General features: G+C 60.2%; 7 protein-coding genes. 1 reads left to right on the forward strand and 6 read right to left on the reverse strand.

Going from position 1 to position 12,061, the window contains the following annotated elements:
* Positions 1 to 987 precede the first annotated feature (987 nt).
* Positions 988 to 2,376, forward strand: coding sequence for an MFS transporter (locus tag ACQQZ8_RS03900; RefSeq protein ID WP_431711384.1), 1,389 nt, complete (start codon positions 988 to 990; stop codon positions 2,374 to 2,376).
* Between the two features lie 217 nt (positions 2,377 to 2,593).
* On the opposite strand, the gene ACQQZ8_RS03905 is transcribed toward ACQQZ8_RS03900, so the two are convergent.
* The 6 genes from ACQQZ8_RS03905 to ACQQZ8_RS03930 all read right to left on the reverse strand — a co-directional run bounded on the left by ACQQZ8_RS03905 (position 2,594) and on the right by ACQQZ8_RS03930 (position 11,913).
* Positions 2,594 to 3,910: an ISL3 family transposase gene (locus ACQQZ8_RS03905; protein ID WP_431711385.1), complete on the reverse strand. Its 1,317-nt coding sequence runs from the start codon at positions 3,908 to 3,910 to the stop codon at positions 2,594 to 2,596.
* A gap of 347 nt (positions 3,911 to 4,257) precedes the next feature.
* On the reverse strand, positions 4,258 to 6,045 hold the full coding sequence (locus ACQQZ8_RS03910) for an acetyl/propionyl/methylcrotonyl-CoA carboxylase subunit alpha (protein WP_431711386.1): 1,788 nt from the start codon (positions 6,043 to 6,045) through the stop codon (positions 4,258 to 4,260).
* Positions 6,046 to 6,322: 277 nt separating this feature from the next.
* Entirely contained in the window at positions 6,323 to 6,949 is a 627-nt protein-coding gene (locus ACQQZ8_RS03915) for a Maf family protein (RefSeq protein ID WP_431711387.1), read from the reverse strand.
* A complete protein-coding gene (locus ACQQZ8_RS03920; RefSeq protein WP_431711388.1) occupies positions 6,949 to 10,392 on the reverse strand; it encodes an MMPL family transporter in 3,444 nt (1,147 codons plus the stop codon). Before ACQQZ8_RS03920 ends, ACQQZ8_RS03915 begins: the two co-directional genes overlap by 1 nt.
* Before the next feature lie 5 nt (positions 10,393 to 10,397).
* Complete coding sequence (locus ACQQZ8_RS03925) at positions 10,398 to 11,078, reverse strand: TetR/AcrR family transcriptional regulator (RefSeq protein WP_431711389.1); 681 nt, start codon at positions 11,076 to 11,078, stop codon at positions 10,398 to 10,400.
* A 166-nt stretch (positions 11,079 to 11,244) separates the two neighbouring features.
* On the reverse strand, positions 11,245 to 11,913 hold the full coding sequence (locus tag ACQQZ8_RS03930; RefSeq protein ID WP_431711390.1) for a cyclase family protein: 669 nt from the start codon (positions 11,911 to 11,913) through the stop codon (positions 11,245 to 11,247).
* Positions 11,914 to 12,061: the final 148 nt, after the last annotated feature.

The following is a 12,061-nucleotide window of genomic DNA, read 5'->3' on the forward strand; positions in this document are numbered from 1 at the left end:
CTGCTCCACAATAGTCGGGAGGGCTGGCCCATTGCTGTGCAAGCTATGGGCCAGCCCTTCAGCTTTAATGCCTGCGACTAGGTTCCCATCTCAGGTAATTGGGCATAGCATTTCGTTCGAGTCCGGGCTTTGCTGGTTGGCTCCAGGTTCGAGAACGTGCATCCGTGCACCCGTGTAGATCACAGCCGTCGCGATAAAATCGATCCCGGCCAAAAATTTGTTCTAGGGTGTCGCCGCTCCGCCCGCCGTAGCGGAAGGCGAAGATCTTCCCACCCGCGGCTCGGGCGAGAAGCTCAGTGCCCGTACGAGGAATGGGGTCCTTCCCCCTCAATAGCGAAACACAGCCCGACAAACCCTCTCGGGAGCATCGGCCCCAAGCCCGTGATCGGTATCCGCTGGCAGGGTATGAACTGAGGCTTTGGCGGACTTTCATGGTTCAACTAGCGTTGAGCTCGGACGTGCGGGGCTGAGTGTCCGCGCCGTTCGTCACCGGATCAGTAGGCGGTTGGGATGATGAAAGACCCTCCGCCGGAATCGCACAGAAGAAGAACGATGATATGGGTGCTAACTTGCGTAGGGGATTCGCGTTTCTCGCGGTAATCACGACCTCAGGCTACGCCCAGCAGATTGCTGACTTCCGGCAATCCGCAACCCACCTCTTGGTAGTTTCTTCGGTGTTCCGTGGTGTGCGGCTGTTGTATCGCGGTACGGCAGTATCGCCGGTGGGGGAGGCTGACCATAATCCCGGCCGTGACCTATATATGGATGGCCAATTCGTTGATATTGCAGTCACCCGCAGCCACCCCTCACACCATCTCGTGGCCCGAGGCAGAACTCCCGGGAACGCACCTTTGCTTGGGATGCGAGAAGCGTCACGTGAAATATGTCCAAATGCTGGACGCGACTATCCAGTGGATGGACATAGAGGGGTAGCCTAAATAAGTACGATTTATGATTCATCACGCACTTTCAAAGGAGACGCACCCCATGTCTCAGGTCAGCAACTCGTCGCCACCGAAGGAGAACACGCGCGGTCGCGTGCTTTTCGCTTCGATGATCGGCACCACGGTCGAATTCTTCGACTTTTACGCCTACGCCACCGCGTCGGTTCTGGTCTTCCCGGTATTGTTCTTCCCGAACGCCTCGACGATCAACGCGATTCTTTCGTCCTTCGCGATTTTCGGTGTGGCCTTCCTGGCCCGCCCACTGGGTTCGATCGTCTTCGGGCACTACGGTGACAAGCTCGGCCGCAAGGGCACATTGGTTGCCTCGCTGCTAACCATGGGTATTGCCACCTTCTTGATCGGTTTCTTGCCGCCAGCAAGCGGAAGCTGGGTAATCCTTGCTCCCACCGCACTGGTGCTGCTTCGTTTCGCCCAAGGCCTGGCCCTAGGTGGCGAGTGGTCTGGTGCAGCGTTGCTGGCCACCGAAAATGCCCCGAAGAACCGCCGCGCGGTCTATGGAACCTTCCCGCAGCTCGGTGCCCCGGTTGGTTTCATCCTGGCCAACCTGATGTTCGTCGTATTGCAGACCCAGCTGACCGATGAGGCCTTCATGGACTGGGGTTGGCGTGTGCCTTTCTGGTTCTCTCTGGTCATGGTCATCATTGGTCTGTGGGTGCGACTAACGCTGGTTGAATCCAACTCGTTCCAGAAGGTTATTGCGCAGAAGAAAGTCGTCAAGTCCCCTATTAAGGTGACTATGCAAAAGCATTGGCGTCCGGTAGTCGCCGGTACCTTCATCATGTTCGCCACCTATGTGTTGTTCTACCTGATGACCTCCTTCACTCTGACCTACGGCACGGCACCGGCCACCGAAGAGCAGGCCCGTGCGGCGGCTGAGGCCGCCGGTAAGACGTTCGATCCAGCCGGGTTCGTTCCGGGGCTAGGTATCGACCGTCCGGAGTTCTTGACGATGTTGATCATCGGTGTGGTCTTCTTCGGGATTTTCACCGTGGTCTCTGGTCCGCTGGCCGAGAAGTATGGTCGCCGGAAGTTCCTGATTTACGTTTCAATTGCAATCCTGATCTTCGGCTTGGCTTGGACTTTGTTCTTCGGTCCGGGCAAGGGCGCGGCGATGGCTGGGCTGATCGTGGGCTTCACACTCATGGGTCTGACCTTCGGGCCGATGGCTGCGTACCTGCCGGAGCTGTTCCCTTCGAATGTTCGGTACACCGGCTCAGCCGTAGCGTACAACCTGTCCTCAGTGCTTGGCGCGGCTCCGGCCTCCTTTGTGGCGATCGCGCTGTGGAACGCCGGTGCTGGTAGCACTCTGGGCGTGGGTATCTATTTGGCTGCCGGTGCGGTAGCAACGTTGATTGCCCTGTTCCTGACGCGAGACACCTCGGATATCGACATGGAGAATTTCGTGGAGTAGTTCACCCACAAACGATTCGTTATTGTGTCATGGCTGGCGGTTCAATACCGTCGGCCATGACAGGTTTAAGAGCACTTTTCCAGTGCGACCGATCAGTGCTCTCTGAGGCCGATAAAGGAGAATATGGTGGAGTTGGTCAAATGCGGGCGGTGAATGCGGAGCACATCATCGCGAGTGTTCCCACTGCCCTTGTCGGGGTTGAGGGGTTGGCGGCTCTTCAGGATTCAGAGTGTAACCGCGGCCTAAACCCGCCAGTCTCCAGCAACGACCGTGCGATATAGTGCGCCAGATTCCTGAACCCCAACGCGATACCTCGCAGGTGTTCTAGCCGGCCATTCAACGCTTCAGTAGGCCCATTCGAACTGCCCACGTGGTCAAAATACGCGAGGATATCAGCCTTCCTGCTCCGCAGGGTCCCGCCGAGCTTCTTCAGCTCCGGTAGACCCTTGGGCACTTTCGTACCGATGTCTTTGATGAGCTGTTCCATAGCCCACCGACCGATCTCGGGTTTCAGTTGCCGGTAGGCGTCCACCATCTTCTGATACACGCTCCACACCAACTGCACCTGTTCATGCGTCTTCGTTGCGAACAATGTTTCGAGCTTGTCCTTCTGCTTCTCCGTGGCCAAATCCAACCCGACGGTCAAGGTACGCCGGCACTGATACAGCGGGTCGTCTTTACGCCCGCGCCGCCCGTGCTGCTCACGCTGCTCACGCTGCACCCGCTGCCTGGTCTTGTCTAACGCGTCAGATCCAAGCTTGACCACATGAAAAGGATCCAAGACTTCCACCGCCGCTGGTAATTCTTCGGCTGCAGCGGTCTTGAACCCGGTGAACCCGTCCATCGCGACCACCTCAATGCCCTGCTTCCACTGCTCGTCACGTTCGGCCAGCCAGGTCTTGAACACCGCTTTGGACCGGCCCTGAACCATGTCGAGCAGGCGTGCGGTGCCGGTGCCGTCGCGCACAGAGGTCAGGTCCACGATGACGGTGACGTATTTGTCTCCAGTCTTGGTATGCCGCCACACATGCTCATCCACACCAAGGACTTTCACCCCGTCGAAACGGTCAGGATCATTGATCAGCAGGCGTTGGCCTTCAGCCAGTACGGCTTCGTTGGCGGTGTTCCAAGTGACCCCCAGCCCTTCGGCGATCCGGGAGACCGACAGGTGCTGGCAGACCAAACCGACCAACGCCCAGCGCAGCCCGGCCCGGCTGATTTTCTGTCGTGGCGCTACTGCTCGAGACAGGTCTTCACGCCATACTCGTCGGCAATGATTGCAGCGGTAGCGGCGGTGTTTGATGACCAAGACGGTGGGCCGCCATCCAAAGGGTTCGTGGGCCAGGCGCCGGGTGATCGTATCGCGGGGGACCCCGGGCTCACCGCAGGTGCGGCACCACGGGTCAGGACTGGTGACTTCGCAAAGGATCTCAGCTTTCGCCGTGCTGAGGTGCTGCCCGATGGCAGTCAGTCCCAGCTGGTCGAGGTTGGCGAACGTCGTGAGATTTGCGGGAGTATAGATAGAATGGTGCACGGTCGAGGTCTCTAGAAATGGCTTGTGTAGGAACTTCCATTCTTCTAGAAGGCCTCGACTTTTTCGCGCTTTGCGACATGCCCGGGATTCGAGGTGTCGGGTTCAGGCGGTTACACTCTCAATCCTGAAGAGCCGGGTTGGCTCATGTGCGATGGGACGCTCTCACCTTGGCCTGCTGGGCGTCTGGGCAAGATCAGCATTACCGAATGGCTGGCAGCGCAATATTCACTGCATGCCAGACAGTAGATGCCGGACTGATCGATGGTGCGGTTGCCCCTTATTGAGAAATGGAAAGAGTCCGGATCCCCGGCAAGGGCGGGAACCCGGACTCCTGATATCGCTAAATTTTAGCTTTCGTCGTTGATCAGCGCGATCACGGCCCCAGCGGACAGGGTCTCGCCCGGGGTGACCTTCAGGCCGGAGACCACACCATCACGGTGGGCGGTGATGGGCTGTTCCATTTTCATGGCTTCCAGAACTACGATCAGATCCCCAGCGGTCACCGGGCTACCGTCTTCCACCGCAACCTTCACAATGGTGCCCTGCATCGGGGACAGCAGTTCGGCGCTGTTGGAACCGCTACCGGCCGCACCCTTACGTGCACCCTTGGCGCGCGCCTTCTTCTTCGCCGTGCCGTTCTTCGTTCCGTTACCGTCGTTGAGCGAGCCGATGGAGGACGGCAAGGTGACTTCCAGACGCTTGCCGCCCACTTCCACCACCACGCTGGTGCGTTCAACGGATTCTTCGCCATCCACCACACCGGCGGTGAATGGTTCGATGTGGGTATCGAATTCGGTTTCAATCCAGCGGGTGTGAACGGTAAACGCGCCCTGCTCCGGGACGAAGGCCGGGTCGCTCATTACCGCGCGGTGGAATGGCAGTACCGTGGCCATGCCTTCGATCTGGAATTCTTCGAGAGCTCGACGGGCACGAGCGGCTGCGACTTCGCGGGTCGGGCCGGTGACGATCAGCTTGGAGATCATCGAGTCAAAGTTCCCCGAAACACTTTCACCAGCCTCAATACCCGAATCGATGCGTACCCCTGGCCCGGCCGGTACGGTCATTGAAGTGATTGTTCCCGGGGTTGGCAAGAAGCCGCGTCCGGCATCTTCACCGTTGATCCGGAATTCAAAAGAGTGGCCGCGGACCTCGGGGTCGGTGTAACCCAGCTCTTCACCGCGGGCGAGACGGAACTGTTCACGCACCAAGTCCAAGCCGGTGACTTCCTCGGATACCGGGTGCTCCACCTGCAGACGGGTGTTCACCTCGAGGAAAGAAATCACTCCGTCTTGGCCGACCAGGAATTCGCAGGTTCCAGCGCCGACATAGCCGGCTTCCTTCAAGATGGCCTTGGATGATTCGTAGAGTCGGGTGACCTGCTCTTCGCTGAGGAATGGGGCTGGGGCTTCCTCAACCAGCTTCTGGTTGCGGCGCTGTAGCGAGCAATCGCGGGTGGAAACTACCACCACATTTCCCGCGGCATCGGCCAGGCACTGGGTTTCCACATGGCGTGGGGCGTCGAGGAAGCGTTCAATGAAGCATTCACCACGGCCGAAGGCTGCGGTTGCTTCACGGACGGCCGAATCGTAGAGCTCACCAATGCTTTCGCGGTCGCGAACCACCTTGATGCCGCGCCCACCGCCACCATAGGCGGCCTTGATGGCCAGTGGTAGTCCATATTCATCGGCGAAGGCATATACTTCCTCGGCCGACGCCACTGGATCCTTGGTCCCGGGCACCAATGGTGCGCCGACCTTCTCAGCGATGTGGCGGGCCTGCACTTTGTCGCCCAGTTGCTCGATGGCGGCTGGGGGAGGGCCGATCCAGGTCAGTCCGGCGTTGATGACGGCCTGCGCGAAATCCGCGTTTTCGGCCAAGAAGCCGTAGCCTGGGTGAACGGCGTCGGCTCCGGAGCGTTCGGCCACGTCCAAAATCTTCTCAATGCGAAGGTACGAGTCGGCGGCAGTGGTGCCGCCCAGCGAGTAGGCCTCGTCGGCCAAACGCACATGCAGTGCATCGCGATCCGAATCGGCGTAAACGGCTACCGATTCGATGCCCTCGTCACGGGCGGCGCGAATGATGCGCACCGCGATCTCGCCACGGTTCGCGATCAGCACCTTCGTCAATGGGTTCATGGGTGAGCCTTGTCTTCAAAGTTACGGTTGACTTCCGTATGGGAGCCTATCGGCTTTGTGGGAACTATATGTACAAACCCGCCCTAGGCTGGTGAAAACGAAGAAATATTTGTAGGAAACCTACAAAGCGTTTCGGTTTGGCGTGAGATGTGGGCAGTATTTGCCCTGACGCTTGGTATCGCGGCATCGCGAACCGGATATCCCAGTGGAGAACAAAATTAAAAACCGGTGGCCTGTCCGCGTAAAAACGCTGACAGGCCACCGGTCAGGGCAGTGCCTAGACCCAGAGATCAGTAATAGCTACCCGATGTTGGGTCAACAAGTCGCGCAGCATGCTTACGTTCAGTCCGATCACGTTCTGGTAGTTACCGTCGATGGACTCGATGAAGGCCGCTCCCAGCCCGTCGACCGTGAAGCCTCCGGCGCAAGGCAGCGGTTCACCGCTGGCCACATAGGCCGCGATTTCCGCGTCGCTGACCGGTGCAAAGCGCACAATGGTACTGGATACCTGGCCGTGTCCGGCTCCGCTGTTGGCATCGATGAGCCAGTGGCCCGAATGCAGCACCCCGTAGCGTCCACGCATCTGTTGCCAGCGTTCGGTAGCCACTTGAGCGGTATGCGGTTTTCCGTAAGCGATCCCGTCGAACTCGAACACCGAATCACAGCCGAGGACCAGTGTCCCGGCACTCGCCTGCCCAGCCACATTCTCCGCCTTGGCGCGGGCCAAGAGCAGTGCCATGTCCTTGGCGTCCAAGGGCCCGTGAGCAGCCTCGGCCGCGGCGGTTACTGCCTGTTCATCTACCGTGGAGACTTTGGTGTCAAAACGGAGCCCCGCATCGGTTAGAACTCGACGGCGTCCCGGGGAAGCCGAGGCAAGGAGCAGGGTGTGGGTGGCTGTGCTCATCAGGCGTTCACATTCTCCTGGGTCTGCTTCGCTGGTTGTGTTTCCGCGGCCTGGGCATCGAGCATGGCGGTGAGGTTCTCACCTTCAACATCGACGTTGGGCAAGATCTTATCCAGCCACTTAGGTAGGTACCAAGCCTTTTCTTCCAACAGGTGCATGACCGCCGGGATGAGGGTCATGCGCACCACGAAGGCGTCGAAGAGCACCCCGACAGCCAAAGCGAAGCCCAGCGGCCGGATCATCGACAGGTGCGAGAAGATAAACCCGGCAAAGACCGAGATCATGATCAGCGCCGCCGCAGTGACCACCGGGGCGGTCATGGAGAACCCACTGCGCACCGCGTCGCGGGCCGACTCACCGTGCACGAAGCGTTCACGCATCGCCGAGACCAAGAAGACCTGATAATCCATGGCCAAACCGAAGAGGATACCGGTCAGCAGGATCGGCAAGAAGCTGAGCAGTGGGCCGGGGACGTTGACTCCGAACAGCTCGGAGAGCCATCCGAACTGGTAGACCGCGGTGCTCGCGCCGAAGGCTGCGGCCAGCGACAGGAGGAACCCGCCAGTGGCGAGGATCGGTACCACCAGGGATCGGAAGACCAGCAACAGCAGAATCAGTGACAGACCCACCACAATGGTCAGATATGGTGCCAGAGCGGCGGTGACTACCTCGGACACGTCAATCTGCGCGGCCACCTGACCGGTTACCGCGAAATCGGTGATTCCGGTGGCGTCCTGGATGCGTTGGGCATCGGCGCGCAAGTCATGCACTAGGTTTTCGGTAGGTTCCGAGGCTGGGCCATCAACCGGTACCACCTGAATGGCCGACAGGGTGCGGTCCTCAGTGAGCTGGACCGGGATTGCGGCAACGACCTGATCGTGGTTGCGTAGTTCATCGGCTACATCCAGCGCCAGAGTTTCGGCTTCACGCTCGTCCAAGCCCTCGGGCAGATCGGCAAGGACCAGCAGTGGGCCGTTGTACCCGGCGCCGAACTTGTCCGCGGTTTGTTCGTAGGCTTGGAAGGCCATCGAGTCGGCGGCCTCCGCGCTGCCGTCGGGGAGGGCGGTGCGCATCTGGGTGGCAGGTAGCGCGATGGTGCCCAAGATGGCCACCACCAGCAAGGTCACCGGGATGGCGGCCTTGGTCAGCCAGCCCACCCAGCGTGCGGACTTTGGTTCCTTGGTGAGCGCGGCTGCTGCCTTGGCGCGAGCCTTCTTGGACAGGATCTTGTTTCCGGCCAGCGAAAGCAAGGCTGGCAGCAGCGTGATGGATAGTAGTACGGCCATCAGCACGGTGAACGCGGCCGACAGACCCAGCACCGCGAGGAACGGCAACCCTGGAACCACCAGCGCGGATAGCGCGATGATCACCGTCAGGCCAGCGAAAACCACGGCATTGCCGCTGGTGCCCACCGCGCGGGCGATGGATTCGCCCACCTCCATGCCATCGAGCAGCTGGGTACGGTGTCGGTGAATGATGAATAGGGCGTAGTCGATCCCTACTGCCAGGCCGAGCATCAACGCCAGAGCGGGGGTAATCGAGGCCATATCCACTAGCGAGGAGAAGGCCAAGGTGGTACCCACGCCGGCGCCGACGCCGAGAATGGCCAGCAGCAGTGGCAACCCGGCGGCGATAAAGGTCCCAAGCATTACCAGCAGGACAATGGCGGCCACCACGATACCCACGACCTCGGCGGCGCCGAAGACCTCGGAAATATCCTGCAGGATCTCCTTGGAGAAGAGCACCTCCACACCGGCGGCCTGTGGCCCGGTCGCGATGGCAGTGATGGCTTCACGATCCGCCGCGGTCAACGCGTCGGTCTGCCCACGGAAAACTACCTGCGCCACGGCGGTAGAGCCGTCCTCGGAGATGAAACGCATATCAGCTGAGGCACCCACCTGCCGGGCGGCGAACTCCAGTTCGGCCCGACCACGTTCCAGTTCACGTTCAGCTTCTGGCAGTTTCGCCTCGGCCTCTGCTAATTCGGCGGTCTTCTCCACAATGGTTGCTTCGCCCTGCTTTAGCTGCTCCTCGGCGGCGGCCAGTTCGGCCTTCCCGGCCTCGAATTCAGCCTTCTGGGCATCAAACTCTGCCTGTCCGGCACTGAGCTCGGCCCGGCCAGCGGCTAGGTCACGTTTGCCGGCATCGAGCTTGGCCTGATTAGCTGCCAGTTCGGCCTGTCCGGCATCAAGCTGTGCCTTGGCTTCTTGCAACTGCTTTTGTGCAGCGTCCAGCTGGCCACGGTTGGCTTCTAAATCGGCGCGGCCTTTTTGCAACTGTTGTTGCCCGGCATCCAATTCCTTGCGTGCCTGATCCAGCTGCTTCAGCCCGGCTTCGGCCTGAGCGATCTGCTCCAGTGCCGCGGTAGCCTGCTGCTTGCCAGCAACAGCTTGCTCACGCTGTTCATTGAGCGTTTCAAGCTGCGCTTGGACGCTTGCGAGCTGCTGTTGCAGTTGGGCGATCTGTTCGGTGTTACCGGCTTCTTCGGCCGCGGCTAGCGCCTGTTGCAACTCAGCCAGCCCGTTTTCGGCCTGAGTGATTCCCTGATCCAGCTGGGCGATGCCCGCTTCGGCCTCTTCCAGACCTTGCTCGGCTTGGGTTTTACCCGCGGTGAGCTGCTGCTCAAATTCTTCGCGGGAAGAATCGCCAATGAGCTGATCCATCCCAGCGCGGTATTGCTTCTCACCGGCGGCAAGGTCCTTGGCAGCGGCATCCAACTGTGCTTCACCGGCTTCGAAGGCCTCGCGGCCCTCACGGTATTCGGCGTACCCCCTGTTGTATTCGGCCAGGCCGGATTCCAACTGCCGAGTTCCGGCATTTAACTGAGCCTGCCCATCACGCAGCTCGGCTTCGCCTTGGCGCAATTCTTGCCACCCTTGAGCCAGCTGACGCTCCGCTGCGGCGATCTGTGGCTCCGCGTCGGCGATGTCCTTCTGCCCGTCAAAGAGCTGGGCCCAGCCATCGGTTAATTCATCGCGAGCATCTTCGAGCTGAATCTTGCCGTCGGCAATCTGCTGCCGCCCATCTTCGAGCTGCTGCTCGCCATCTGCCAACTCTTGGCGCGCCTGATCAAGTTCGGGTTGCGCCGCATCGAGCTGCTCTTGCAATTCGAAGGGACGAGCCACCGAGACGACTTCGGGGTGATGTTCCAGCTGCTCTAAGGCGGCTTCCACCGACCGGGCCTGCTCTGCGCTCAGCTCGCGGTTACTGGATTCACGGAAAACGATTGCTCCGGAGCCACCTGCTAATTCGGGCAGCTCATCCTTCATCCGGTCCATGGTCCGCTGGGTTTCGGTCCCGGGCAGGGTGAAGGTATTGGAGAGCTGACCCATAAAGAGTGCGGCACAGGTGCCGATGGCGATAAAGATCGCCAGCCAGATGGAAATCATGCGCATCCGGTGGCGGTGAGCCCAGGAGGCCAGCCGGTAGAGGAAAGTTGCCATGGGTACTACTGATCCTTGTGGGTGGGGTCGGCGGTTCGCAGCAGGGCGGGGAAACCCTCACTGAGTTGTTCAAGAGCGTGGGTAATAAGCGAATGCAGCAGCCGAATGTGCGCGCTACTTAGCTCCAGGGGGGTGCTTCTGTGATCTGGTGATTGGGCTGCCAGCCGGTGGGTCCATTCTTCGAAAGCAGCCTGACCGGCTCCAAGCACCGTATGTGCGAAGATGCGAATCTCAAAAGGATCCACCTCGGGGGACAGGCGTTCGATGGCGTGCACGACGTCATCGGAGGCGTGCTGCCATTCATTGGACTGGCCGTCCGCAAGCGGTAAACCGCAGGCTTTAGCGTGCAGGTTGAGCTGGGCTACCGGGGCGAGCAGTTCGGGCACCCCGGCGCTGCGTAAGGCCTGAATAGCGGCGGTCAACGGATGCAGGTGGGGGTCGGCATCCAAGAGAGACTCCACCACCTTATCCAGCAGTCGACGCATCGGTTCGGCCATGATGGCATCCACGGTGGGGAAGTAATTAAACAGGGTACGACGGGAAATCCCGGCTGCCTCGGCGATGGCGGAGGCGGTAGTCGCCTCTCGGCCTCCGGTGCGCAACAATTCCAAAGTGGCGGCAACAATCGCCGTCCTGGTCGCCTGCTTATTTAGCTCACGGCGGGTGCCGCTAGTTTCAACAGTCACAAGTTTTACACTACGTGCAAGTTTGCACTCAGTGCAATTCATGGCTTGGTGATCTGCCTCTCAAATGCGAAAGCGGCAAACCTAGTGTGGTTGCTCGCGCCCCACCTGTGACTGAGGAACCATTGCCGCCGCAGCGTCAGCGCAGTTCCTGCTCACCCACCTGTGACTAGCCTGCATCCGTTGTTCGATCGGTGGGAACCCAGGCTGCGGCACGTACCGGAGCTCCATCGCCTTCGGCTAACGGTAGGGGAAAGAAGCCCACTTGGCAGTGCCGCGGTAGCGCCTGCAAGCCGCGCAGATTCTCCACAAGCAACCCATCGGAACCCAGCACAATCTCATGCACCGCAAACTGCTGTTCCTGCGCGGTGTTCACGGTGGCATCCGGGCTCAACGTGTCGACTCCCAGGATCCGCATCCCGCGCTGGCGTAGTTCGGCCGCCGCCTGCGCCTGAAGTACAGGGTGCCGGAGATATAGCTCGGTGCCGTAGTGGCGGTCCCAGCCGGTGGCCAATAGGACGATGCGTGGCACCTGTTGCGGTACCTGGCTGTGCAGCCGCTCCCAACTCACCAGTTCATCTGGCTTCAGTCCGGGCAACTGTAGCACTAGCGCTGGCCCGGTCAGTTCGTCCAAGGGGATCTCTAGGATGCTGCGACCGGCGGCGAAGGAATGTCGTGGCGCATCCAGATGCGTGCCGGTATGCGAGCCCAGCTGGAGGGCGCTAACTAGCACACCGTGGGTGGCGTGGGTCAACGCCGCTTGCACGCTGACCCTTGGGTCGCCCGGGTAGATTTGCATGCCCGAATGGATGGCTTGACTCAGATCAACTACTTGCATGTGGTCTTCTTCCGATACGCCGCTGCTCTAGGCAAGGAAACGCTCCCCGCACTTCAGCCTAGAGGCTTGTCCGACCTGTTGAAAGTACCGGGATAAGTCGCATAGATTGAGCTGGACTTGGCTTTACCAGCGCCCTCGTCACTGACTC

Origin of the sequence: Glutamicibacter uratoxydans, from assembly GCF_050753455.1 — a bacterium.
Taxonomy (GTDB): domain Bacteria; phylum Actinomycetota; class Actinomycetes; order Actinomycetales; family Micrococcaceae; genus Glutamicibacter; species Glutamicibacter uratoxydans_A.

Bases quoted from the DNA above. Each gene is read 5' to 3' on its own strand.
- ACQQZ8_RS03900 (WP_431711384.1), top strand. From the start codon at position 988: ATGTCTCAGGTCAGCAACTCGTCGCCACCGAAGGAGAACACGCGCGGT.
- ACQQZ8_RS03910 (WP_431711386.1), bottom strand. From the start codon at position 6,045: ATGAACCCATTGACGAAGGTGCTGATCGCGAACCGTGGCGAGATCGCG.
- ACQQZ8_RS03915 (WP_431711387.1), bottom strand. From the start codon at position 6,949: ATGAGCACAGCCACCCACACCCTGCTCCTTGCCTCGGCTTCCCCGGGA.
- ACQQZ8_RS03920 (WP_431711388.1), bottom strand. From the start codon at position 10,392: ATGGCAACTTTCCTCTACCGGCTGGCCTCCTGGGCTCACCGCCACCGG.
- ACQQZ8_RS03930 (WP_431711390.1), bottom strand. From the start codon at position 11,913: ATGCAAGTAGTTGATCTGAGTCAAGCCATCCATTCGGGCATGCAAATC.